16 protein-coding genes and 1 pseudogene are annotated in these 26,367 nt (G+C 65.3%); 15 read left to right on the top strand and 2 right to left on the bottom strand.

Going from position 1 to position 26,367, the window contains the following annotated elements; genetic code table 11:
- The first annotated feature begins 29 nt into the window (after nt 1–29).
- From AC6I1W_RS03260 to AC6I1W_RS03210, 11 genes are all read left to right on the top strand, one after another.
- Nucleotides 30–1,814 carry an oleate hydratase gene (locus AC6I1W_RS03260; protein WP_004810236.1) on the top strand — a complete coding sequence of 595 codons (1,785 nt, stop codon included), beginning with the start codon at nt 30–32 and terminating at the stop codon, nt 1,812–1,814.
- A 61-nt stretch (nt 1,815–1,875) separates the two neighbouring features.
- Complete coding sequence (locus AC6I1W_RS03255; protein WP_015583469.1) at nt 1,876–2,655, top strand: AIR synthase related protein; 780 nt, start codon at nt 1,876–1,878, stop codon at nt 2,653–2,655.
- Between the two features lie 429 nt (nt 2,656–3,084).
- On the top strand, nt 3,085–4,293 hold the full coding sequence (locus tag AC6I1W_RS03250) for an ABC transporter substrate-binding protein (RefSeq protein WP_290127081.1): 1,209 nt from the start codon (nt 3,085–3,087) through the stop codon (nt 4,291–4,293).
- Complete coding sequence (locus AC6I1W_RS03245) at nt 4,290–5,363, top strand: FecCD family ABC transporter permease (RefSeq protein ID WP_249361144.1); 1,074 nt, start codon at nt 4,290–4,292, stop codon at nt 5,361–5,363. The genes AC6I1W_RS03250 and AC6I1W_RS03245 overlap by 4 nt, the downstream gene beginning before the upstream one ends.
- Nucleotides 5,364–5,374: 11 nt before the next feature.
- Nucleotides 5,375–6,361 (top strand): ABC transporter ATP-binding protein, encoded by a 987-nt coding sequence (locus AC6I1W_RS03240; protein WP_290127160.1) that lies wholly within the window; start codon nt 5,375–5,377, stop codon nt 6,359–6,361.
- On the top strand, nt 6,358–7,458 hold the full coding sequence (locus AC6I1W_RS03235; protein WP_016666686.1) for a radical SAM/SPASM domain-containing protein: 1,101 nt from the start codon (nt 6,358–6,360) through the stop codon (nt 7,456–7,458). Before AC6I1W_RS03240 ends, AC6I1W_RS03235 begins: the two co-directional genes overlap by 4 nt.
- Complete coding sequence (gene cobN / locus AC6I1W_RS03230) at nt 7,455–11,363, top strand: cobaltochelatase subunit CobN (protein WP_065672968.1); 3,909 nt, start codon at nt 7,455–7,457, stop codon at nt 11,361–11,363. Before AC6I1W_RS03235 ends, cobN begins: the two co-directional genes overlap by 4 nt.
- A complete protein-coding gene (locus AC6I1W_RS03225) occupies nt 11,363–13,327 on the top strand; it encodes a magnesium chelatase subunit D family protein (protein WP_270236584.1) in 1,965 nt (654 codons plus the stop codon). The genes cobN and AC6I1W_RS03225 overlap by 1 nt, the downstream gene beginning before the upstream one ends.
- 1 nt (nt 13,328) lies before the next feature.
- The gene (locus AC6I1W_RS03220; RefSeq protein ID WP_221268589.1) at nt 13,329–14,321 is read left to right on the top strand and encodes a magnesium chelatase ATPase subunit I; all 993 of its coding nucleotides are present in this window, start codon (nt 13,329–13,331) and stop codon (nt 14,319–14,321) included.
- 134 nt (nt 14,322–14,455) lie between these two features.
- A complete protein-coding gene (locus AC6I1W_RS03215; RefSeq protein ID WP_270236606.1) occupies nt 14,456–16,090 on the top strand; it encodes an ABC transporter ATP-binding protein in 1,635 nt (544 codons plus the stop codon).
- A complete protein-coding gene (locus AC6I1W_RS03210) occupies nt 16,087–17,832 on the top strand; it encodes an ABC transporter ATP-binding protein (protein ID WP_270236581.1) in 1,746 nt (581 codons plus the stop codon). Before AC6I1W_RS03215 ends, AC6I1W_RS03210 begins: the two co-directional genes overlap by 4 nt.
- A gap of 129 nt (nt 17,833–17,961) precedes the next feature.
- Here the strand turns inward: AC6I1W_RS03210 and AC6I1W_RS03205 are convergent, their stop codons facing one another.
- Nucleotides 17,962–19,413 (bottom strand): catalase, encoded by a 1,452-nt coding sequence (locus AC6I1W_RS03205; RefSeq protein ID WP_270236580.1) that lies wholly within the window; start codon nt 19,411–19,413, stop codon nt 17,962–17,964.
- Between the two features lie 137 nt (nt 19,414–19,550).
- On the opposite strand from AC6I1W_RS03205, the gene AC6I1W_RS03200 reads away from it, so the two are divergent.
- Nucleotides 19,551–19,832: a GNAT family N-acetyltransferase gene (locus AC6I1W_RS03200; RefSeq protein ID WP_015583477.1), complete on the top strand. Its 282-nt coding sequence runs from the start codon at nt 19,551–19,553 to the stop codon at nt 19,830–19,832.
- A gap of 117 nt (nt 19,833–19,949) precedes the next feature.
- Here the strand turns inward: AC6I1W_RS03200 and aspA are convergent.
- A pseudogene (gene aspA, locus AC6I1W_RS03195) lies at nt 19,950–21,438 on the bottom strand (aspartate ammonia-lyase).
- Nucleotides 21,439–21,844: 406 nt separating this feature from the next.
- Between aspA and AC6I1W_RS03190 the strand changes: the two are divergent.
- The 3 genes from AC6I1W_RS03190 to AC6I1W_RS03180 are packed head-to-tail and all read left to right on the top strand — an operon-like array spanning nt 21,845 to nt 26,350.
- A complete protein-coding gene (locus AC6I1W_RS03190; RefSeq protein WP_489687018.1) occupies nt 21,845–22,981 on the top strand; it encodes a DUF8744 domain-containing protein in 1,137 nt (378 codons plus the stop codon).
- A complete protein-coding gene (locus AC6I1W_RS03185; RefSeq protein ID WP_065672965.1) occupies nt 22,974–25,763 on the top strand; it encodes a multicopper oxidase domain-containing protein in 2,790 nt (929 codons plus the stop codon). Before AC6I1W_RS03190 ends, AC6I1W_RS03185 begins: the two co-directional genes overlap by 8 nt.
- Nucleotides 25,760–26,350, top strand: coding sequence for a helix-turn-helix transcriptional regulator (locus AC6I1W_RS03180; protein ID WP_065672964.1), 591 nt, complete (start codon nt 25,760–25,762; stop codon nt 26,348–26,350). The genes AC6I1W_RS03185 and AC6I1W_RS03180 overlap by 4 nt, the downstream gene beginning before the upstream one ends.
- Nucleotides 26,351–26,367: the final 17 nt, after the last annotated feature.

Here is a 26,367-nt window from a genome sequence, read left to right as displayed (position 1 = left end):
TTCCGGCGAAGTCGTATGAGGAGTGAATCATGACGAACTGCCAAAAGATTTATCAGCGCAGCTTCCCGGTCAGCCCGGATGGCAACTCGTTCGTTCACAACGACCTCGGTCGTTACACCATGAACCACCCGGTGCCCCCGGACGACATCGCTGAGCGCAAGGCATACCTGGTCGGCTCTGGTATCGCTGCACTGACGGCAGCCGTCTTCCTCATCCGTGACGCCAAGATGCCTGCCGAGAACATCACGATCCTCGAGGAGCTCCACCAGCCCGGCGGCGCCTTCGACGGCGACGGCGACACCGAGAAGGGCTTCATCGCCCGTGGCGGTCGTGAGATGGAGCAACACTTCGAGTGCTTCTGGGACGTCATGAAGGACATCCCGGCCCTCGAGATGCCCGAGCCCTACAGCGTCATGGACGAGTTCCGGATCGTCAACGAGAACGATCCGAACGTCAACCACTGCCGCATCATCAACAACCAGGGCCAGAAACGTTCGGCCTACAAGATGGGCATCAACAAGAAAGGCCAGCTCGCCGTCCTAAAGCTGCTGCTGGCCAAGGAGTCCGACACTTACTACAAGTCCATCGAGGACTGGTTCGACGAAGACTTCCTGCACTCCACCTTCTACACACTGTGGAAGACGATGTTCGCCTTCGAGCAGTGGCAGTCCCTGACCGAGTTCAAGCGCTACATGCACCGCTTCCTCCACCTGCTGCCCGGATTCTCGGACCTCTCCTGCCTGCGGTTCAGCCGCTACAACCAGTACGACTCCTTCGTCGTCCCGCTCATGAAGTGGCTGACCGAGCGCGGCGTGAAGTTCCAGTACGACACCTTGGTCTACGACGTCGACCTGGAGATCACTGCTCACCGCAAGGTCGCCCGAGGCATTCTGTGGCGCGACAAGGAGGGCGGCGAACATCGCATCGACATGACCCCGAAGGACCTCGTCTTCGTCACGAACGGTTCACTGACCGAGTGCACCGGCTACGGCGACATGGACCACCCCGCCCCCTACAACAAGGACGAGGTCGCCGGCTGGGAGCTGTGGCGCAACCTGGTCCGTCGTTCCGCCGTGTTCGGTCGTCCCGACGTCTTCTGCAGCGACGCCGACAAGACGGTGTGGCAGTCGATCAGCTTCAACTTCATCGGTGAGGACCATCCATTCCTCCAGAAGATCAGGGAACTGACGGGCAACGATCCACTGTCCGGACGCACGGTCACCGGCGGCATCATCACCGCCGAGGACTCGTCGTGGTGCATCTCGCTGACGATGAACCGTCAGCCACAGTTCCACGATCAGCCGAAGGACTGGGGCGTCGCCTGGGCCTACGGCCTGTACCCGTTCGAGAAGGGCGACATCGTCAAGAAGCCGATGCTGGAGTGCACCGGAGAGGAACTGCTCAAGGAGTACTGCTATCACTTCGGTCTGCTCGACCAGTTCGAGGAGATCAAGGCTCGCACCAAGGTTCGCATTGCGACGATGCCGTGGATCACAGCCTTCTTCATGCCTCGTGGCAAGGGAGATCGCCCGGAGGTCATCCCGGACGGTTGCGTCAACCTGGCCTGCCTGGGCCAGTTCGTCGAAACCCCGGACGACTGCATCTTCACCGTCGAAGGATCGGCTCGTACCGCCATGATGGCTGTCTACGGGCTGCTCAACCTCGACCGCGACATCCCACCGACATGGCCTGCTCAATACGACATCCGTTCTCTGCTGGCCTCCGCCAAGACACTCAACGACGGGCACCTGCCCGGTGGTCGACTGTTGTCGGTCCTGCTGCGCAATACCTACTACGAGGACATCCTGCCGTGACGTGCTGACGTCATGACGTCCTTCCAGTGCAACTTCGGGGCGGTCGCGGTTGAATGACACCGTGACCGCCCCGAACCATCTCCCCTCATCCCCCCTACCCGTCACGAGGCTGCGTGACCTGCTGGTGGCTGATGTCCCGGCTTCTCGTCTGGTCATCGCCTGTGACACCATCGGTGGGATCGGCCCGCGTCCTGACGACTCCTACCCAGCTGACCCGGTGTGGTGCGCTCATCTGGGAGCGCGGGTACCCCTCCTGGAGGTGATGTGCGCCGGTGCGCGTCCTCTCGTCCTCGTCAACACCCTGTGCCAGGACTGGGAGTCAGCCCAGCCCATGATCGAGGAGTTCCGACGCTGCGCGGCCGCCGTCGGGATTGACCCCACGGCGGTCACGGGCTCGACGGAGGACAACGTCGCGACGACCCAGACCGGGATTGGCGTGACAGTCATCGGCGTCATGCCAGAGGGAGAACTCCCCCGGGCCCATGACGGTGACGTGCTGGTCTGCGTCGGGACTCCCGTCTCGGCCCCTGATGACGACGTCGCCCCTGGCCGGCGCGAGATCGTGCCACTCGCGGAGGTGCGAGACCTGGTGGCCTCCGGGAAGGTTCACGACTGCGTCCCGGTGGGTTCACACGGGGTGGCGTGGGAGGCCGCACAGCTCGCCTCCACCGCGGGGTTACGGGCCGAGTTTCGGGACGTGGAGGTTGACCTGGCTCGCTCCGGAGGGCCCTCGACCTGCCTCGAACTGGCCTGTGATCGGGGCGACGTCGAGGAGCTACACGGTGTGGTGGCCCCGCATCGGCCGTGGGAGGTCATCGGTCGGCTCGCATCGGGATCCTGAGGACTCGATACCTGAGGATTACCACACGGAGCTGCCAAGAAATCGCGATGGTGACGTCACCATCGTGATTTTGGGCCAATTCTTGGCAGCTCCGTGTGTCATACCCCTTGCTCACCGCCGTTGACACGGGGTGTTAATGTGCGATTGCCTCGAATCGGACTCGGTCCGGGGTACTCCTTAGTGAGCGAAGTCGGTGGGAATCCGACACTGTCGCGCAACGGTGATGCCTCACAGCTCAGTCCGGTCGACTCCCTACGGAGTGGCAAGTAACGACTCTCGCCGTAGGAGTCTGCCGGGCACACGACGCGGGTGCCACCGTGAGTCCTGCGGCATGACCGCAGGGAGAACCGCGTGAGTACTCCGAAGACGAAGACTACGCCGAGAAGGATCTCGGCCCTCATCACCCTCCTCGTTGCCCCCAGCCTCGCACTGGCAGGATGTTCGGGCTCCGAGGACAGGACCACTTCAGGCGACAGGCCAACGACATCCTCCTCCGCCAACACCGGCGACAGCATGCCCGGCTGCATCAAGGACTTCGACTCCTCGAAGGACTACTTCCCCGACAAGGCGACCTTCAGCGACGCCCGCGGCCTCACCGTCACCTACCACAAGTCCTACAAGGTGGTGACGGTCAAGAACCCGTCGAGTACCTCGTCCAAGGAGACCAAGTACGTCCTGGTGCAGTGCGGCGCTCCGCAGCCGAAGCTGAACGGTGACCTCGCCAAAGCGCAGAAGATCACCGTCCCCACCACCAGGGTTGCTCTTGGATCAACGACCGAGCCGATGAAGTTCCAGATGATGAACAAGCTGGACGCCGTGATCGGAATGGCCAGCGTGGACATGGTCGGTGACCCAAAGACCCGTCAGGCCCTCAAGGACGCTCATGTCGCTGACTTCGGCGTCGGGGACGGCACCACTGAGGTCAACACCGAGAAGCTGGCCGCCCTACGTCCTGATCTGTTCATCATCAGCGGCCACGACGACCCCAGCAAGTTTGCCAAGGTCAGGGAGATGGGCACACCGGTCGTCGCCGAGCCCGACTTCCTCGAGAACACCCCGCTGGGACGGGCCGAGTGGATCAAGTACGACGCCCTCTTTGTCAATGCGGAGAAGGTCGCCAATGAGAAGTACGACGAGATCGCCAAGAAGTACCACGAGACGGCCCAGCTCACCTCCAAGGTCAAGACGCGACCCATCGTGCTCTACGGCTCCCAGTTCAAGGGGGTCTGGTACATCAAGTCCAACGAGAACTACTCCATCCAGTTCCTGCGTGACGCTGGCGGTGAGTACGTCTTCAAGGACGTCCACGGCGTGGTCTCGTCGAAGCTGGACACCGAGACGGTCCTCAAAAGGGCCCATGACGCCGACTTCTGGATCGATGGCCAGATCAATGAGTCGCAGAAGGCCTCCATCCCGACCATCGTCAAGGACGACCCGCGCATGAAGGCCCTCAAGGCGGTACGCACCGGCACCGTCTGGAACGCCGTCCTGCGTGCCGACCCGAAGCACGGCAACGACTACTGGCAGACCGGCGTCGTCCGTCCTGATCTGGTGCTGGCAGACCTGTCCGCCATCCTGCACCCTGAGCTCAGTCCGAACCATGAGTTCACCTTCTACAAGAAGGCCCCGACCAAGTGACCGCAGCAAACCGGGCGACGCAACGGCGGCGTGGACTGCCGCTGCCCGTCCGCTTCGCGATCCTCGGGGTGATCTTCATCCTGGTGGCGATGGCCGGGCTGGCCCTGGGATCGGTGAACACTCCCATCGGTGACGTCATGACGATCGTCACCGGGGGTACCGGCGTCGACCCGGTGTCCCTGACGATCGTCCAGGACGTCCGGGAGCCACGCACCATCACCGCCCTGCTGGTCGGGGCGGCCCTGGGGATTGCTGGCCTGGAGATGCAGACCCTGTTCCGCAACCCGCTGGCTGATCCTTATGTGCTCGGCATCTCCTCGGGTGCCAGCCTCGGCGTCGCCCTCGTCGTGCTCGGCACGGCGTCGTCGGCGGGTGCGGCAACCTTCGCCTCCGGACTGGGCATAGGTCCCGATCTGTTGATCATGGTGGCAGCCGCGCTGGGGGCGGCAGTCGTGCTGTTCATCGTCATGCTGGCCGGCCGATTCGTCCACTCCTCGACGATCCTGCTGCTGCTCGGCGTCATGATCGGGTACTTCGTGTCGTCGGGGGTCACCGTGCTGTTGTCGCGAGCCAGTCCGGAGCTCATCGCCCAGTACACCCGCTGGCAGTTCGGCAGCTACCACGGCGTGACGTGGCAGAACCTACGAGTCATGGTGCCGATCATGGTGGTCATGATCCTGGCCAGCCTGCTGCTCGCCAAGCCACTCAACGCCTTGTTGTTGGGGGAACGCTACGCCCAGACGATGGGAATGAACCTCAAGGCGGTGCGCACCCTGCTGGTGGCCAGTACCGCGATCCTCGCCGGTGCCGCCACCGCGTTCTGCGGGCCGATCAGTTTCCTGGGCATCGCGATCCCACATCTGACGCGTGGGGTACTGGGGACAGCCGATCATCGTCATCTGCTGCCCGGATGCATCCTCACCGGCGGTTCCCTTGCGTTGATGGCCGACATCCTGGCGCAGTTGCCCGGCGACGACGTGCTGCCCGTCAACGCCGTCAACGCGGTGTTCGGCGCTCCAGTCGTCATGGTCATCCTCATCCGTTGGTATCGGGATGCGGAGGCGACGTGATCGGTCTTGCCATGACGGATTTGTCCGTCGGCTACACCTCGGGCCACCACGTCACGACGGTGTTGTCCGGGGTGACGGGATCGGTGGAGGCCGGTCGAATGATTGGGCTGGTCGGCCCCAACGGGGCCGGCAAGTCAACCCTGCTGCGGTCGGTGGCCGGCTTGCAGCCCATTCTGGGTGGCGAGGTGTCCCTCAATGGCACACCGACGTCAAAGATGTCTCGCCGTCAGATCGCCCAGACCCTCTCCACGGTGTTGACGGACCGGGTCTCGGTCGCCCGCCTCACCTCCAGGGATGTCGTCTCGCTGGGACGTCACCCCCATTCCGGAATCGGGGGTCGGCTGCGGCCCCATGACCAGGCCGTCATCGACGAGTCCTTGGCGGCGGTGGGGGCCACCGAGTTGGCTGGGGACTTCGTTGGCGAATTGTCGGACGGACAGCGTCAGCGGGTCATGGTAGCTCGGGCACTGGCTCAGGAGCCGTCCATCCTGCTGCTCGACGAGCCAACCTCCTTCCTCGATCCGCCGGGCCGTATCGCCCTGCTCGGAATGCTGCGCGAGGTGTGCACGGCGAGGGACATCGCCGTCGTGGTGTGCAGCCACGACATCGAGCCGGTGATGCGTTACGCCGACACCCTGTGGGTGGCTGGGCATGGCACTGACGTGACGATCGGCGCCCCTGAGGACCTGGCCCGTACCGGCGCTCTCGAGGAGGCCTTCCGCACCGAGGGGATCACCTTCGACCTCCACACCCTCACCTTCTGGCAGTCCGACGACGGATGCCCCACGGCGCGGGTCGTGGGGTCAGGGGTGGATGCCGACCTTGCTCATCACACCTTGACACGATCCGGATACCGGGTGGTCCAGGACCTTGCGGACGTCAGCGTCACGGTGAGCGTGGCCAACGGTGGCTGGGTGGTGGATGACCGCGTCCTGCCAACCCTGTCACAACTCCATGATCACCTCGTCGGACGTCAACAGGAGGTCAGCCGGTCATGACCGTCCGCTATCTCGTGCTGTGGCCCACCGCCGCCTGCGACCTTGCCTGCCCTTACTGTTACCGCCGGGATCGCCGGGGCGGCCGGATGCCGACCGAGGTCGCCGATGCCTCCCTGGATCTTCTCGCCGAGGGGGTTCGTACGACCGGCCAGCCAGCCCATGTGCAGTTGGCCGGTGGTGAGCCCACCCTGGTGCCCTCCCTCATCGAGCACGTCGCCGAGAGAGTTGCGGCCATCCGAGGTGGACGGGTCACCTGTGGCATCCAGACCAACGCAGCACGCCTCGACGACGAGATCATTGCCATGTTCACACGCCGTAATGTGCGTGTCGGGGTGAGCGTCGACGGTCCACCGCAGGTGCAGGAGAGAGCCCGCGGTTCGGCGGCCCCGACCTTCCGGGGTCTGCTCGCCCTGGCCCGAGCCGACATCCCGGTACGAGTGACGACGGTGCTCTCGGCCCTCAACATCGACCACCTCGACGAACTGGCCGTCACCCTGGGGGGACTGCCCAATGTCACCGGGTTCGGCCTCGACCCACTGGTGGGGATCGGCAGCGCGGCGGGCAGAGGCGATCTCGTCCCCTCCGATGACGCCGTCGTCGGAGGGATCACCGCCCTGTACCGACGCCTGACCCAGGTCAACGCGATGCGGGCGAGACCCCTGGTCTGGCGGGAACTGGAGACCGTCCGGGCTGCTATGCATCGCTCCCCGGCGAACACACCCACCACTGTCGACCCCTCCGGTCGCACCCTGCTTCCGCTGTCGGTGTCCAACCGTCCCTACTGCCACGCAGCTGTCGGGGAATCCATGGCGGTGGCCCCGGACGGCAGCGTCTACCCCTGCTCCCAGTCCGTCGGGGACCCGGCATCCCGGGCCGGAACCGTCCACGACGTTGACTGGGACCGCCTCAAACACCGTTTCTCCCAGGACGTCCACACCTTGCGCGGACCATGCCATCGCTGCGCCCTGGCCGGCCGCTGTCCCGGCGACTGCCCCTCCCGTGTCGAGGCCAACAACCTCGCCGACCCGGAGCAGGCTCGCACCCCACTCACCTGCCTCATCGACGACACCCTCGCCCGTCTGGAGACCGCATCATGACCACCCTGTGTTTCTTCTCAGCCACCGGAGGCGAACTCACCCTCGTCAGCCAGGCGCTCTCACGGATGAGGGCTGACGGCCTCGACGTCACCCTCTTCGGCCGCACCAAGGAGCAACTCATCGATCCGGAGCTGTCCCGCGCCTTTGCTCGAGCAGCCGCTCGCAGTGACGCCGTCGTACTGAGTTTCCATGGCGGGACGGGGTCCTGCCCGGCGTGGTCGGACCTGGTCGAGGCCTGGCAGGACCGTCGCGACTCCGGACTGTCGCTGCCGTGGATCCACATCCAACCCACCTCCGGTGACGACGACGGCCTGCTCGCCGCCCAGGAATGGGCCAGCGGCCTCGACGACGGCACTTGGAAGGGGCTCATCAGTCTGCTGGGAATGAGCGGTCCGGACAACATCGAGGCGGCGCTACGAGTTCTCGTCGACCGGGTGACGGATGGGAACGTGCCCGTCCCCGAGGTCGTCCGTGCCCCCACCGAGGGAATCTGGCATCCGCGTCACGGCCTGTTCACGAGCCTGGCCGATTACCAGCACCACCTGAACCCCGACCGTCCCACCATCGGGATCACCTTCCCGCGCAGCTACTGGCTGGAGCACGACACCGCGCACATCCGAGCCCTCGTCGAGGCCGTCGAGGAGCTTGACGCCAACACCGTCCCCTTCTTCTGCCTGCGTCTGCCCGACTCTCGGCGCGGGAACATGGGTATGACCCAGACCTTGGAGACCCTGCTACGCGACGAGAAGGGCAACCGGGTCATCGACACCCTCGTCGACGTCCACGGGATGTCGATGACGGCCGGCGTCCCTGCTAATGCCAACGCCTACCCGAACCTGGGCGTCAGCGTGCTGCATGCCCTCACCTCCTATGCACCGCGGGCCGCGTGGGAGGCCACTGCCCAAGGCATGGGGTCGATGGACATCGCCACCCAGGCCGCCCAACCGGAGTTCGACGGCGCCCTCATCACCAAGTTCCTCGCTACCCGGGAAGCCGACGAGGTCGACGAACTCACCGGAGCCGTCGTCCCTCGCATGATCCCCGTCCCGGGACGCCCCGAGGCGATGGCCGAGCTGGCCCTGTCCTGGGCTCGCCTGGCCCGCACCCCGGCCAACCAGCGCAAGGTCGCGATCGTCTTCCACCACCACCCGCCACGCAACGACCGCATCGGCTGTGCGACGGGGCTGGACACCTTCGAGTCAGTGCGCCAACTGCTCATCCGGATGGCCGATGAGGGGTACGACGTCCCGGAGCAGTTCGATCATGCCGACGACATCGCCCAGGTGCTGCTGTCCTGCCTGACCTGCGACCAGCGCTGGCTCACTCCCGAACAGATGCACGACCGCTCCGAGGCCCACGCCGATCTGGATACTTCCCGCCCCTGGTACCGGACACTGCCGGAGTCCGTGCGGGAGTGCATGGACCGCAACTGGGGGCCGCACCCAGGAACCCTCTTCGTCCACGACGACGAGTTCTCCTTCGCCGGTCACCTCGACGGCAACGTGCTGCTGACGATCCAACCGCCGCGCGGGAACTTCGAGGCCATCACGGATTCCGTCATCCACGACCCGGTGCTGCCTCCCCCGCACCACTACCTGGCCCACTACCGCTGGATCCGTGACGTCTTCAAGGCCGACGCCGTCATCCACGTCGGCACCCACGGCAGCCTGGAATGGCTTCCCGGCAAGGGACTAGGCCTGTCCGAGGAGTGCTACCCGGAGCTCGCCCTGGACCGGATGGTCAACATCTACCCGTACATCATCAACAACCCCGGCGAGGGCACCCAGGCCAAGAGACGCAGCGCCGCCGCTCTTGTCGACCATCTCACCCCTCCCATGCGTCAGGCCGGTCTGTACGACTCCACCGCCGAGATCGACCGGATCCTGCGCGAGCACGCCGGGGCGGAGTCACAAAGCCCGCAGCGCGCCCGTCTCGTCGCCGAACAGGTGTGGGGCGCCGTGGTGGAGGCCGGTCTGGACACTGATCTGGGGCTGGCCCCCGAGGACGTCGACATCGACCCCGTCGAGCTGCTCGACAAGGTCCATCACCACCTGCTCGAGCTGCAGGACCGCGAGATCTCCGACGGTCTGCACGTGCTCGGACAGCTCGTCGCAGGCCAGGACGACCCCGCCGCGGCCGAGGTGGAGTACGTCGCCCAGTTGACCCGTCAGTCCAACGGCCACGTGCCGTCCCTGCGGGAAGCGGTGCTGGACACCTGGGGGACGAGCCTCGACGAGGTCAGCGCGAAGGCTGGCGAGCCGGTCACCGTCACCGCCGACCTGCCGGATGGCCTGACCGGACGCGGGATCATGGAAGCTGCCCACCAGCAGTGTGTCGACCTGCTGGCCCCGGTCATCGCCTGTCACCACGGCGGATGCTTCGACGCCAACAAAGCCCGAGACCTGGCGGTCCAGATGAGTCTCGAACAACTCGGCGCCGAACGCGGGGATGTCGTCGAGACCCTCACCTGGGTCATCACCGACCTCATGCCGCGTCTGGACGCCACCCGGGACGAGATCGAGTCGATCATGACGGCTCTGGACGGCGGATTCGTGTCTCCTGGACCGTCGGGGGCACCCAGCCGGGGTAACGCCCACATCCTGCCGACCGGTCGGAATTTCTTCTCCCTGGATCCCGAGGCCATGCCGACACCAACCGGATGGCTGGAAGGGGTCGAGCTGGCCGACCAGTTGCTCGCCGGGTACGCCGAGGCCCACCCCGACCAGCCCTGGCCGCGCACCGTCGGGGTCGTGGTGTGGGGGACGGCCAACATGCGCAGCGGCGGGGCCGACATCGCCGAGATCCTGTACCTCATGGGGGTGCGTCCGATCTGGGAGTCATCGGGCCTTGTCAGCGGGTTGCAGATCATCGACCCGGTCGAGCTGGGGCGCCCTCGCATCGACGTCTCCCCGCGCATCTCGGGGCTCTTCCGGGACGCCCTCCCCAACCTCGTCGAGATGGTCGACCGGGCGGTCCGGATGGTCGCCGCCCTGCCGGAGGCCGACGACGACAACATGTTGCGCGCCCACGTCGAGGCCGACGTCGCCGACATGGCAGCCCGCGGGATCGACGTCGAGCAGGCTCGTCGCAAGGCGACACTGCGGGTCTTCGGTTGCCCACCCGGCGGATACGGCGCTGGTGTGGAGGAACTCATCGAGACCAAGGCGTGGCAGGACAAGGCCGATCTGGGACGGGCCTACATCGCAGCCTCCTCCCACGCCTACGGCGAGGGGGTGTTCGGGGACGTCGAGACCGAGAGATTCACCGCTGCGTTGTCGCGAATGGACGTCACCGTCAAGAACGAGGACACCCGCGAGTACGACATGCTCAGCTGCACCGACTTCTACAACTACTACGGCGGGCTCATCGCCGCTGCGACGACGGTGCGCGGCGAGGCACCGATGTCGTTCGTGGGTGACTCCTCCGATCCCGCCCGGATCGCCACACGCACCACCACGCAGGAGGCCCGGATCATCCTGCGCTCCCGAATCCTCAACCCGTCGTGGATCGAGGGTCTGCAGCGCCACGGGTACAAAGGGGCCGGGGACCTGTCCAAGGTGCTCGACATCCTCATCGGCTGGGACGCCACCGCCGACGTCGTCGACGACGGCCTGTGGGAGAAGGTGGCGCGTCGTTATGCCCTCGACCCGGCGATGCAGGAGTGGTTCCACGAGGTCAACCCGCACGCCCTGCACAACATCGTGGACAAGCTCCTTGACGCCGCCCAGCGCAACATCTGGCAGGCCGACCCGGGCACCGTCGAGGAGTTGCAGGACACCTACGCCGACATCGAGGGGACCATCGAGGAGGTCTCCGACGACCCGCACCCGTCCGCCGCTGCGACGCGCTCTGCGTCCGTGACCGCTGATGGTGGGCTCGACCTGGCCGGGCTGGGGTTGGCCTGATGACCTACCCTTTCACCGCCATCGTCAGACAGGACGAGACGAAACTTGCCCTGCTGTTGTGCGCGGTCAACCCCCGTATCGGCGGGGTCGTCCTCAGTGGTGAGAAGGGGACGGCCAAGTCGACGGTGGTCCGTGGTCTGGCAGAGCTGCTGCCGAGTCAGGTGATGAGGACGTTGGCCCTGGGCGCCACCGAGGATCGTCTCGTCGGAGGACTCGACCTGGAGGCCACCCTGACGTCGGGCCGGCCAGTACTCCAGCCGGGCCTGCTGAGCGAGGTCGACGGCGGGGTGCTCTACGTCGACGAGGTCAACCTCCTCGACGACCACCTCGTCGACCTCGTCATCGACGCGTGCGCCGGTACGTTCCGGGTGGAGCGGGAGGGCCTGACGGCCACCCTGGCCAGCCGATTCGTCCTGGTCGGGACCATGAACCCGGAGGAAGGTGCTCTGCGCCCCCAGTTGCTGGACCGGTTCGGACTGTGCGTCGAGGTGCACGGCGAGTCGGACCCGGACACTCGCGCCGAGATCATCCGGCGTCGGCTCGACCACGACGCCGACCCGAGTGGGTTCGCACGCCGTTGGCAGGACGACCAGGAACGCCAGGCCGCGGCCATCGGCAGGGCGCAGCGCATCGTCGACCAGATCGCGCTGAACCGCACCGTCACCGAGCTCATCGGCTCGCTGTGTCGACACAACCACGTCGCCGGTCACCGGGCCGACATCGTCATGGCCGAGGCCACCCGCGCTCATGCCGCTCTGGCCGGTCGCGGGATCGCCACCGAGGACGACGTGTTGGCGGTCAGCGAGATGGTGCTGCGGCATCGTCGCCGCGACGAAACCCCGTCGGCCCCTACTCGGCCACCCGAGCCGCAACAGCAGGAGCAGTCCGAGGACCAACAGCCCAACCAACCTGATCACCAGTCTGACCAGCCCGACCGGGATCCCAATGACGACGTGGAAAACCGGTTTCAGAACGAGGATGCTGCTCCGCCACCCGGCAGTCAGGACGATCAACAACGCGATGACCACGCAGATCCTGATGACCAGACCGACCAGACGAACCAACAACCCAACCCCGGGGAACAGGTCGCTGCCGTCGGGGATCCTTTCGCCATTCGGCCTCTGGAACCCGGTCAAGATCGTCTGGCGCGCCGCGCCTCCGGACGACGCCTGCGTACCCGCAGCAAGGATCGACGCGGTCGTTACATCTCGGCCCGCCCCACGACCGTCCCCGACGACCTTGCCCTGGACGCCACCCTGCGTGCCGCCGCGGTGCACCAGAGGTCACGCCGAGCCGACCCGAGTCGTCCCGCGATGGCGGTCCACGTCGAGCCGGGTGACTGGCGGGCCAAGGTGAGGACCGGACGGTCGGCCTCCTGCGTCACCCTCGTCGTCGACGCCTCCGGGTCGATGGGGTCACGGGGCCGGATGACCGCCTCCAAGGGGGCTATCCTCTCCCTGCTGCTCGACGCCTACGTCAAGCGTGACCGGGTCTGCCTCATCGGTTTCCGCCGCGACCGGGCCGAGGTGCTCGTCCCGGTGACCTCCTCGGTGGAGGTGGCCCAACGCGGCCTGGCCGAGCTTCCCGTCGGCGGTCGCACTCCTCTGGCGGCTGGGCTCGTAACGGCCTGCGAGGTCGTCCGGCCCCTGCTGCTCAAGGACCCCGGTCTGCGTCCGCTGTTGGTGCTCGTCACCGACGGACGCAGCAACGTCGGCCTGGACGGCAAACCCAACTCCCGCGCCACCGACGAAGCCCTCAAAGTGGCGGACGAGATCGGCGCCGACCGGCGTCTCAGCTGGGTCGTCATCGATACTGAGGACCCCCGCGGCATCCAACTGTCCAGGGCCAACGACATCGCGACGGCCCTGGGCGGACCCTGCCTGCGCATCGACGACCTACGTGCCGACGACCTCGTGAACGTCGTCTCCCAACTCGACCCGACCCAACCCCGAAAGGACCGCTGACATGGCACAACGCCCCGTCTACCCCTTCTGCGCCATCGTCGGACAGGAGGAGATGAAGCTGGCCCTCATCCTCGCCTCGATCAGCCCCGATCTGTCCGGGGTGCTCATCCGCGGCGAGAAAGGAACCGCGAAGTCCACGGCGGTGCGTGGCCTGGCGGCCCTGCTCCCGGAGCACCAGGAGGTTCCCGGGGCCTACCACCTGTCCCCCGAGGAGTATCCGGTTCACGCTGCCGAGCTCGGACTGCCCGAGACCATGCCCGAGCCGCGCACCGTCCGGGTGCCCGTGATCGAGCTGCCGGTGGGAGCCACTGAGGACCGCGTCACCGGAACCCTCGACATGGAGACGGCCCTGCGCGAGGGGCGACGCCGCTTCGAGCCCGGTCTGCTGGCCGCGGCCCACCGCGCGATCCTCTACGTCGACGAGGTCAACCTCCTCGACGACCACGTCGTCGACCTGCTGCTGGACTCGGCCGCGATGGGGGTCAACACCGTCGAGCGCGAGGGTGTCAGCGTGACCCATCCGGCGCGATTCACCCTGGTCGGCACCATGAACCCCGAGGAGGGAGAACTGCGTCCCCAACTGCTCGACCGGTTCGGACTGTGCGTCACCGTCGGAGGTGAGGACGACCCCGAGAAGCGCATCGAGGTCATCCGCCGCCGTCTGGCCTTCGAGGACGATCCGACCGGCCTCTCGCGCAAGTGGGAACAGGAAGGCCACGAGACCAGCAAGAGGATCGGACTGGCCACCGAGCTCGTCAAGGAGGTCCAGATCGACGACGAGACCCTCACGACGGTCGCCCGCACCTGCATCAACGCCCATGTCGACGGCCACCGGGCCGACATCATGATGGTGAGGGCCGCGCGCACCCTGGCGGCGTGGAACGGACGCACTGAGATCATCACCGACGACCTCACCCAGGCCGCCCGGCTCGTCCTGCCGCACCGCATGAGGCGGCGTCCCCTCGAGTCAGTCGGCGGTCCGGGGGCAGCGTGATACGTACTCCCCGTCGGCACTGGCAGCCGAGGCTGAGTTGGCTTCCGCACATCCCCAGACAGACCCCGCCGCCCATTGACGTCCCTCTCATCGGCCTCGACGAGGTCCACGACGGGCGGGCCGTGGTGCGTCAGATGTCTCATGACGGGAAGCGGTGGCTGCTGCCAGGGTCGATCGCCTCAGCCTTCGTCAGCCTGGTCAACATCGGGATGCCGATGGCCCTCGGCGGAGCCATTGATGACGGAGTGGTCGCGGCCAATGGTGCTGCCCTTGCCGGCTGGCTGACCCTGGTTGCGCTGGCCTACGTGGTCCGCGCGGTAGCCCAGACGGTACGGATGCAGACCAATGTCGGGGCCGGGCTGGCCGAGCACGATCTTCGTGTCCAGGCCCTCGATCGGATCACTGCTCCGGGGGGAATCGGTGGGACGTCCCGTCTTCCCGGTGATCTTCTCGCCGTCGTCGTCACCGACGTCCGGGCGGTGTCGCGCGCCTTCATCGCCCTGACTTCGATCCCCGGCAACACCGTCACCCTGCTCGGTTCCCTCGTCGCGATGGCTCTCATCAACGGATGGTTGGCGCTGGCGACGGTATGCATCGTCCCGCTGCTCATCCTGTTGTCGGTCAAGGGGGTCGCCCCGGTCAAGCGCAGCACCCGCCGAGAGCGGCGGGCCGAGGCCGCGGTGGCCGGGTCCGCAGCCGATCTCACCAGCGGGCTGCGCGTCATCCAGGGGTTGTCGGCCGAGCACCGCGCCACCGAAAGATTCCGCGTGGCGAGTCGGGAGGGGCTGGCGGCCGCCCTGCGCAACCGTCAGATCAAGGGGGTCTACACCGGCACCATCAACGCCTCGGTCGGCGTGTTCATCACCGCCCTCACGGTGCTGGCCGGGTGGCTCACCCTCAAGGGCCACATCAGCGTCGGGCAGCTCGTCACCGTGGTGGGTCTGGCACAGACCCTTGGGCCACCGCTGCGAGCCCTGGGCGTCGACACCGCGACGATACTATCCAGCGCCAACGCCTCCGGGGACAGGTTCTGCGAACTGCGTGACAGCCCGGCGGCCTGGCCGGTCCATCCCGACGACGGGGCCCGCACCACTCCCGGCGACGGCCCGGTCTGGCTACGGGTTCCAGTCGAGGAGCCGGACTTCTGTCTGGACGTCCCGGCCGGGACGCACCTGGGGATCGTCGCCCCGCAGCGCGTCTGCGACGCACTGGCTGACGCCATCGATCACGGGCCGAAAACCCTGCTCAATGGGGTGCCGGCCAGTCGTCTCAACCCGTCCCAGCGACGTCGTCTGGTCCTGGTGGCTCCACGCACCCCGGAACTCTTCGACGACACCGCGCGGGCTAACATCGTGCTGAATCGCCAGACGACGGTTGCCAAACTCGATGCTGTCGTCGACGCCGCCGCCCTGGACACCGTCGCGAAGGCGCTGCCGCGCGGTCTGGAGACCGAGGTCGGGGAGGGCGGACGCCAGGTCTCCGGAGGTCAGCGTCAGCGTCTGGCTTTGGCGCGCGCCCTACTGCACTCCCCTGACGGTCTGGTGCTGATCGACCCCACCACCAGCATCGACGCCGTCACGACCGCCACCATCGCTGAACGGCTGCAGGAGTTGCGGCGGGGACGCACCACCGTCATCGCCACCGCGTCCCCGGCCCTGTTGGACTGCATGGATGAGGTCGTCATGCTCGACGACGACGGCCACGAAGTCGCCCGCGCCCCACATCGCGAGTTGCTGACCCGCGAGGACTACCGGGGGATGCTGTCATGAGCACTCCCCGTTGGCTGCCACTCGCCACTGCCGACCAGGTTCGTCACGAGGTCCACCGGGCGGCACGCGGCGTGCGCGGGTACCTAGTCGGCGCGATCGTGGTCATCACGGCGGCAGCCCTGCTGGACCTGGCTGTGCCGGTGGCGACCGGATGGATCATCGACGCCGCTCGGGCCCACCGTTCGCCCTCGTCCCTGCTCTCCCCGGCCCTCGTCATGGCCGGCGCGGTGATCGGGTCGGGAATCTGCAATGGCGCTGCCCAGGCGCTGACGCCGTCCTTCTTCACGACCATCGTCACCCGGTTGCGGGAGTCGATGATCCAAGCCGGCCTGGGGCTGGACCAGCAGCGGGTGGAGCGGGCCGGTACCGCCGACCTGGTCTCACGAGCGTCCGACGACGTCCAAGCGGTACGCGACGCGGCGAATGGCGCCCTTCCGCGCCTTGTCAACACCATGATCATGGTGATTGTGTCAGTGGGCGCGTTGGCCAGCCTGCATCCGGCCTTCTTCATCCCTGTGCTCCTCGCCGCCGTGCTCTACGGCCTGGCCATCCGGGAGTTCCTGCGGACTGCCCCGCCCGTGTATCGCGCTGAGAGGCGGGCATCGACAACCCAGTCCCAGCACATCCTCTCGACCATCCACGGTCTTGACGTGGTGCGGGCCTTTGGGCTGGAGAATCTGCGTATTCGGACGGTGGCGGGCGGATCCTGGCAGGCCATCCGCTGGAACCTCCGCGGACGGTTCCTCGGGAACAGGCTCGTCGTCAGGCTGCTGGCCGGTGAGGCTGTGGCAACCATCGGCGTCGCATGGACCGGACACCTACTCGTCACCAGCAACAAGCTCAGCGTCGGTGCGGCGGCGACGGCAGTCCTGGTGCTGCTGAGGCTGTTCTCCCCGGTGCGGTTCCTGCTGATGTTCCTCAACAACCTGCAGACTGCCTGGGTATGTCTGCAGCGGGTGGTGGGTGTGATCCACGCCCGTCACGAGGGACCGACCGTCGTCGAGCACACCCACCAGGGCCCGTCGTCGGTTCACGTGGAGGGGCTGAGTTTCGGCTATCAGGACGGTCCGGACGTGCTGCACGAGGTGAGCCTGGACATCCCTGCCGGGCACACCACGGTTCTCGTCGGGGAATCCGGCGCTGGCAAGTCGACCCTGGCAGCACTCGTGGCTGGCCTGCTGGAACCTCGGTCTGGTCAGGTCGTCATGTCCCCTGGAAAGGCTCGAACCGTGCTCATCAGCCAGGAGATCCACACCTTCTCGGGCAGCCTTCTCGACGACGTGGCTCTCGGGTTACCAGCCACCGCCGAGAACTGGCCTGACGACCAGGTTCGCGAGACCGTCATGGAGGCTCTGGAACAGGTCGGTGCCGAATGGGTGAGGAATCTGGCCGATGGCGTCGACACTCTGGTGGGACGACTGGGAACCCGGCTCTCCCCGGCCCAAGCCCAACAGGTGGCGCTGGCACGGGCCTTGCTGGCCGATCCCCAGGTCATCATCTTGGATGAGGCAACGGCCGAAGCCGGAAGCTCGGGCGCGGCTGCCCTCGACCGGGCCGCCGTCGAGGTCGTCAGGGAAAGGACGGCCCTGCTGGTCGCCCACCGGCTGTCCCAGGTGGCCATGGCTGACGAGGTCGCGGTCATGGAGGACGGGCGGATCGTGGAGGTCGGGCCTCCCGAGCAGCTGCGCGAGGGCAGCGGCCCCTTCGCCAAACTGTGGCAGGTGTGGTCGAGCCAGCACTGAGCCGCTCTCAGGCACACAGCTGTGCCAGTTTCGGACACCCGCACCGCGAAAAGCCCCGGCGCAGGTGTCCGAAACTGGCGCAGCTGGAAAGAGGGGGTCCCCGGGGACCACGAGTGGGTCAGAGCGGCATCACATCGTGGACTCGACCCTGTCAGCGATACCAGCGTCGATATTGCGCCAATAGGTCAGGGTGTTGCCGATGACCGGCTCCTCCATGTCGAAGTTCGTCAGCAGGTCGACGAGGGTCTCCACCAGCTCGTCACGCTCCTGATCGGAGAAGACGTCACGGACCAGGGTGTGGGCCTGGCCGAAGTCATCATCCTCGGCGTGCAGGGTCTGGGCGGCACGAACGAGCTCACCGTCGGTCTCCCAGGTGGCCTCCGAGCTGGCGCGGTAACCGCTGGCGTAGTTGCGGCCGTAGGAGTTCGGGGCGTAGGTCGGGGCCGATCCGGCATGCTCGTAGGTCATCTGGCCGTCGAAGGCGTACTGATTCGTCGCGACGGTCGGACGGTTCACGGGAAGCTGCTCGTAGTTGACGCCCAGACGGTTGCGGGCGGCATCGTTGTAGGCGAAGGCGCGGCTCAACAACATACGGTCGGGCGAGAGGCCGGTGCCCTCGACGGTGTTGGACGGGGAGAAGGCCGCCTGCTCGATCTCGGCGAAGAAGTTCTCCGGGTTGCGGTCCAGGGTGAACCTGCCGATGGTGTGCAGCGGGTAGTCCTTGTGTGGCCACACCTTGGTGATGTCGAAGGGGTTGAAGCGGTAGTCCTTGGCATCGTCGTAGGGCATCAACTGCACCTTGACGGTCCAGGACGGGTGGTCGCCGTCAGCAATGTGATTGAACAGATCCTCGCGGTGGATGTCCGGGTGATCCCCGACGACGGCCTTGGCCTGGTCGGCGGTCATGGTGTGGACGCCCTGGTCGCTGATGAAGTGGTACTTCACCCACGTGATCTTCCCCTCGGCGTTCACCCACGAGTAGGTGTGCGAGGAGTAGCCGTTCATGGTGCGGTAGCTGAGCGGAATGCCTCGCGGGCCCATGAGGTAGGCGACCTGGTGGGCCGACTCCGGGGAGAGGCTCCAGTAGTCGTACATCATGTTGGGGCTGCGCAGGCCAGAGTTTGGCAGGCGCTTCTGTGAGCGAATGAAGTGGGGGAACTTCATCGGGTCACGCATGAAGAACACCGGGGTGTTGTTGCCAACCATGTCGAAGTTACCTTCGTCGGTGTAGAACTTCAGCGAGAATCCACGGACGTCACGCCACGTGTCGGGGCTACCGAGCTCACCGGCGACCGTGGAGAAGCGGGCCAGCATCGGGGTCTCCTTGCCTCTCTGCAGGAAACCGGCCTTGGTGTACTCCGAGACGTCAGCGGTGGTCTCGAAGTGTCCGAAGGCCCCCGACCCCTTGGCATGTGGCTTGCGCTCGGGGATGTTCTCGCGGTTGAAATGGGCCAAGGTGTCAACCAGGTGGGCGTCGTGCAGCAGCACCGGGCCGTCGGCACCGACGGTCAGGGAGTATTCGTCGCTGGGCGCGGGGGAACCGTTCGTATTGGTTGACGGCTTACTGGGATCAATGGGCATGACGACTTCTCCGGATAGGTCGAGTGCTTCCTTCCACATTGCCCCTTGGCACGGTCACTTCCAAGCAAATGACGCCATCCGTGAAAGCACCTGCGAAGGCCCTGGCAATAGGGCCGCAGTTGCCCGACGATGGGAGTATGAGCGACGTCATCGTCACCAAGAACGACCAGCAGTCACGCTACGAGTCTCATATCAACGGTGAGCTCGCCGGATTCGCAGAATTTCGCCGCGAGGGGGACGTTGTCGTCATGCCTCACACCGAGGTCTTCGACGCCTTCGGCGGCAAGGGGGTTGGCAGCGCCCTGGCGCGATCTGCCCTCGACGACATCGCCTCCCAGAACCTGACGGTACGACCGGACTGCACCTTCATCAGGGGATGGCTGGACAAGCACCCCGATCACCCGGTGAACGTTATCTAAAGGTGTGTGGGTGGGACCAAGCCTTTTCCAAGACTCAGCCCCCACACGCTCTCACACTGGAGACTTCGACGGATTGTGCAAGGGCGGCATTCATCCGACTGCGAGCATCATCGCGTGTCAGCGACGCTCAGACACGAATGTCCGGGGATCCTCCGGGAGACCGCGGTCGCTCGGCTCGTAAGTGCGTCCGGAGTATCGAGGGTGAAGGAAGTTCTGGGCCGACATGATCTCATCCAGCCTTTCCTCGGGGATTAGAGCGCGTTTGAGGACGACATCACGAACTGATTTTCCGGTGCGGGCAGCCTCCTCGCCAATGAGATCTCCCTGATGGTGTCCAATCACATCGTTCAGGTAGGTCAAAATGCCAATGGAATTGGTGACATGCTTTCGGCACTGCTCCGCATTTACAGTGATTCCGTCAATGCATTTGCTACGCAAGGTGCCACAGGCATTGATCAGACGGTGGATGGACTCGAACATTGCTTGTGACAGAGCCGGTTCCATCACATTGAGTTCCAGCTGGCCAGCTTCGACAGCGAAGCAGAAGGTGACATCGTTTCCGAATACCTTGAAACAGATCTGGTTAACGACCTCGGGAATGACCGGATTCACCTTGGCCGGCATGATGGACGATCCTGCCTGCATCTCTGGAAGGTTGATTTCCTTGAGCCCAGCCCTTGGTCCCGATGAGAGCAGTCTCAAATCGTTGCAGATCTTGGAGATCTTCGCCGCCAGGCGTTTGATGATGGAATGGACAGCAATGTAGGCGCCGTTGTCGTAGGACGATTCCATGAGGTTAGTGGAGGGACGAATCGGGTACCCGGTCACCTTGGCCAGCTTCTCTGCGGCAAGTTCGGCATATCCATCTGGGGTGTTGATCCGAGTGCCGATGGCAGTGCCGCCCAGGTTGACCTCTACGAGAAGATCGCTTCCGACATCAAGCCGGTCCAGTTCAGCACGGATGTTGTGCACGTACCCGTCAAACTCCTCACCCAGAGTCATGGGAACAGCATCCTGCAACTGGGTGCGTCCCATCTTCAGTACATCGGCAAATTCCTTGGCCTTGGCATCGAAACTATCTGCAAGGTCGGCGACGGCTCGTTTCAGCCCCTCCAGCAGGGCGTACACCCCCAAGCCGGAACCCGGTGGCGTAGGCGTCATTGGTCGACTGGGACTTGTTGACGTCATCGTTGGGGTGGATGACATCATAGGCACCCTTCGGGTATCCCAACATTTCGAGAGCCAGGTTGGCGATGACCTCGTTGGTGTTCATGTTGATCGAGGTTCCCGCTCCTTCTTGGAAGGAATCGGTCGGGAATTGGTCCATGCAGCGCCCATCATCCAAGATCGCATCGCATGCGGCGACGATAGCGTCAGCGACATCACTCGGCAGAACCTTCAACTGCTTGTTCGTCAGAGCTGCTGCCTTCTTCACCTGAACCATCCCACGAATGAAGTCAGGCTCGTCGTTCATGCATCCACGTGACATTTGGAAATTCTCTAGAGCACGCAATGTATGGATTCCATAGTAGTACTGATTCGAGATTTCCCGTTTCCCAAGAAGGTCCTCTTCGATCCGCCCCCAGTCACCTTTACTCCTAACCACGATATTATTTTTATCTAGACTCACATGCCCATCCTTCGACACCATATATAATAATTGGAGTCATTGAAGGCAAGGAACTAATTTCACGCAAGTCAGGAAAATGACACTACACAGATACATGGATTAGTCATCATTTCAAACATGACACAACCGCAAATCGCAAATTAGCACAGAATTAGTAGTGATATGCCCACCTCTCCATGGACACCAAATATATATCATGCTAACACCCCTCCGCATGCTGGACGACCTGACTCCCGACGAGCGCAAGATCACCATGTCTGCACACCCTGAACCATGATCCCGAGAGCCCCGCTTGCTCCTGCCATCCCCGGTAGGACAAGTAGAAAAAACCTCGGCGCACGTAGTATTTTGAGGAGTCGATCATCGAAAAGAGGACTCCCCAGTGCCCACTTCCTCCGTCGGATCGCGCCGAGCCTGGCTCATGGTCGGGGCCGGAATCTCCCTGTTGGCGGGCCTTGACGGCGCCTTGTTACTCCTTGGCGTCTGGTCCCCGGTGCTGTCGTCACGGCTGTCGGACTGGCACGGACCCCTCATGGTGCTCGGCTTCGTCGGCACCGTCATCTGCCTGGAACGGGCAGTCGCCCTGGGGAAGAGACCTGGCTACCTCGTTCCGTTGATCTCGGGGCTTGGCGTGATCGTCCTCCTCGTGCCCCTCACGCCTCCCCGGTTCGGCCTGACCCTGCTCACCCTGGCACAGCTCGGTCTGCTGGGCATTTATGTCCCGCTGTGGAAACGCAACCAGGACGACGCCACCGTCATCCAGATTGCCGGCGCCTTCTGCGCCGCCGGTGCAGCCGCTCTGCTCACCTCAGGGGCCGACGTCCCTGACGTCATCGGATGGCTTGCCTGCTACCTCATCCTGACGATCTGCGGCGAGAGGCTGGAACTCTCCCGTCTGACGATGACTCGCAATCGCGCCCTCCCAGCTCTGTGTCTGACCGTCGTGGCCGCTCTCTTCGTCTCGGTCGCCAGCCCCCAGATCGGGTACCGACTGCTCGGACTCGTCCTCATTGCTCTGGCGGTGTGGCTGTGCCGTAACGACGTCGCCCGCGGCGAACTGAAGCGTGGCGGGCAGTCGGCCTACATTGGCCTGTTGCTCATGATCGGTTACCTGTGGCTCGGTCTGGCTGGTCTGATCTGGACGATCAATGGCCTCCTCACCACCGGACGGGCCTATGACGCCGTCGTCCACTCAGTCTTCCTCGGATTCACGATGGGGATGATCCTCGGCCACGCCCCGATCATCCTCCCCGCGGTACTACGCGTCAGACTGAGCTGGACGACGTGGTTCTGGCTGCCGGCCTTCCTCCTGGAGACCTCCCTGCTGGTGCGCATCGGCATCGGTGACGCCTTGAATCGTCCCACCGCGGTGCAGGCGGGCGGTGTCGTCAACGTGCTGAGCCTGCTGACCCTGGTGGCCGTTGTGGCCACCCATGTTCGTTCGCGAAGTCGACCCGACACCCACCCGAAGCCTGCAACCCCACACACGACACTCCCCCTCAGGAGGGACCATGGCTGAGATCACGTCCGCGTCGGCCGGCCGCAAGCCGGACACGAACAAGCGCAGCTGGCACCGCAAGGCGTCCCGTCCGGTCTCCGGGTGGCTGGCGGCCCTGCTCATCGTGGCGATCGTGAACCGGTGGATCCCGCAGTCGCGCTGGCTGTTGGTCCACATGGTCACCCTAGGCGTCGCAACGACCTCGATCATGGTGTGGGGCCAGTACTTCACCGAGGCGATCCTGCACAACAACCTCACCGAGGCTGATCGCAGTCGTCAGGTCTTGCGCATCCGTCTGCTGACGGCAGGCATCATCGTCACCTGTGTCGGCATGGTGGCGGACTGGCCGTGGGTGACGGTCGTAGGAGCGGTGATCGTCGGCTCGATGCTCACCTGGTACGCCTTTGACTTGGGCCATCAGGTTCGCCACGCCCTCCCCGGCCGTTTCGACTCCACGGTGAGGTTCTACTGCGCGGCCGCCTGCCTGCTGCCCCTGGGAGCGACCCTCGGTGCGATCATGGCCTTCTCCCCGGTAGAGCCGTGGCGAACCCGTCTGCTCGTCGCCCACCAGGCCCTCAACCTGCTCGGATTCGTCGGTCTGACCGTCGTCGGCACCCTCATCACCTTGTGGCCAACCGTGCTGCGCACCAAGATGCAACCCGCCCAAGATCGCCACGGCAGGTACTCCCTGTACGTCATGATGGCCGCGGTCGCCGTCACCACCGTCAGCGCCCTGTGCGGGCTGTGGTGGCTCGCTGCCATCGGCGTCACTGCCCACATCATCGGCGTCTGCATCGTGCTCGGAGATCTCGTGGCCTGTGCCGTCCACAAGCCGCCGCGTGACTTCCCCGGATTCACCATGGGGGCGGCCATCTGCTGGATGCTGGTGTGGCTCGTCTGGCTGGCCTGGAAACTCGCTTCCAAGGGCACCGGGCTGCTGGCTGACGACATCTTCACCCTCTCGGTGCCCGTCATCGTCGGTTTCCTGCTCCAGCTCCTCATCGGCGCCATGAGCTATCTCATGCCGATGGTCATGGGTGGCGGGCCGAAGATCGTCCGGGCGACCAATGCCAAAATGCACGCCTTCGGCGCGCTGCGAGCCACCATCACCAATGCCGGGCTGTTGCTGTGGGTGCTCGCCATGGGCGCCTGGACTCGTCGCCTCGGCATGGTGATGGCCGTCGTCGGACTGGCCACCTTCCTGCCTGCCACCGCAGCGATGGTGCGCACCGGCGTCCCCTTGCTCAAGGAGAAGGGACGCCAGATGGCGGCTCGGGCGGCCACCCCTGCCGAGAGGGGGGAAACCCCTGGGGCCTCCCCCGAGAGGGCAGCCGTCTCCCCTGCTGCCAAGCCGACAGCCACCACATCCACCGAATCCGACGCCCCGAGCAGTTCCGCCGTCACCGGCATCACGCCCAAGACCGTCGACCCGGCTCCCACCGCTCCGACTGATCGCCGCTCCTTCGTCGGAGCCTTTGCCGGCGCTGCCACCGCCCTGACGGCAGCCGCCGTTGGTCACCGTCTGGACCAGAACGCACCCGCCGATGACGCCGACGGCCCGGCCGCGGTGGTCGGGAAGGTCTCCCCCACCGGCCACACCACGACAGTCAGCATCACTGCCGAGGGCATGAAGTACCACCCGAGCACCATCAGCGTCCCCGCCGGTGACGAGCTCGTCGTCGAGATCACCAACAAGGACCCCAACCAGGTCCACGACCTGCAGTTCGCCAATGGCGCCCATTCACCACGCCTGGATCCCGGGGCCCACGCCACCGTCAAGGCCGGGGTCATCACCGGTCCGACCGAAGGCTGGTGCACCATCGTCGGCCACAAGTCGATGGGCATGGTGCTCAAGGTTCAGGTCAGTGGCATGCCAGGAGGTGCCGAACACGACAACCACATGGGTTCGACCAATCCTCGCCGCAAGATCGACCTCACCGAGTCTCCTGGCAAGGGATTCACGACCCGTGACGCCGTCGTCCCCCCGCTGCTGGCCGGACGCGTCCACACGATGACCTTGACCGCGAAGGAATCCGTGCAGGAGATCGCCCCGGGGACGACCATCGACGCCATGACCTACAACGGTCGCTACATGGCGCCGGTCATCCACGCCCGAATCGGCGACGAGATGCGGATACACCTGGTCAACAGGGGGACGATGGGTCACTCCCTGGACTTCCACGCCGGTACCGTCTCCCCTGACGAGGTGATGCGCACCATTGCCCCGGGCCATGAACTGGACTACAACTTCACCCTTCACCGCGCCGGAATCTGGCTCTACCACTGCTCCACCATGCCGATGTCGGCCCACATCGCGGCTGGCATGTTCGGTGCCGTCATCGTCCCCCCGCATGACCTGCCGCGCGCCGATCGCGAGTACTACCTGGTGCAGTCGGAGACCTACCTCAGCGAGCACAACGGGGCCGAGGTCGACACGGGCAAGATCGCCAACGAGACCCCGGACCTGACGATGTTCAACGGTCACGCCAACCAGTACGTCTTCGAGCCACTGAAGGCCAAGGTCGGTGAGCGGGTACGCATCTGGGTGCTGGCAGCCGGCCCGAGTCGCGGCTGCTCCTTCCACGTCGTCGGCACCCAGTTCGACACCGTGTTCAAGGAGGGCGCCTACACCCTCAGGCGTGGCAATCCGGAGGGCGGTGGCTGCCAGGCTCTCGACCTGTCCAGTGCCCAGGGTGGTTTCGTCGAGATGGTCTTCGAGGAACCGGGTCATTACACCTTCGTCAACCACTCCTTCGTGGAAATGGAGCGCGGAGCCCGGGGCATCATTCAGGTGACAGCATGAGAAAACGTGACGGCATGAGTGACACCAGCCTGGTAGACCCGGGATCCGAGAAGAGGATCGACGAGGTCGCGGACGCCCTGCAGAAGCATGGCGGTTCTGCCACCAGCGCCGACGTGGCAGCTGACCTGGGGATTCACCCCTCGACAGCGCGATTCCACCTCGATCGTCTCGTCGAGCAAGGGCGAGTGGAGACCACCCGCCAGCACCGGACCACTCGGGGCCGACCCCACACCGTCTTCACCCTCGTCAACGACGAGGGACCGCGTGCCTACCGACTGCTGGCCCAGATGCTCGTCGAGGAGGTTGCCACCAGCGACGATCCGGCAGGGACCGCCACGCGTATCGGTCAGCGCTGGGGGCATCATCGCCCCGGCAACCTCGTCGCCGTCCTCGACGAGATGGGCTTCTCCCCCGCCCCCGAGGATGAGGGAATCGTGCTTCGACACTGTCCTTTCCTCGACCTGGCCCTCGGTCACCCGCAGGTGGTCTGTGCCCTGCACTGCGGGGTCGTCGAGGGTGTGACGGGGAAGACGGCAACCATTGACGCCAACCCAGGGGGAAAGTGCGTGATCCACACCGCAGCCTGAAGGACGGCAGGCAGACG

The organism is Cutibacterium sp. KB22876 (genome assembly GCF_059728865.1).
The sequence above is the reverse complement of the archived record's forward strand: the minus strand, read 5'-3'. Positions and strand labels throughout refer to the sequence as shown.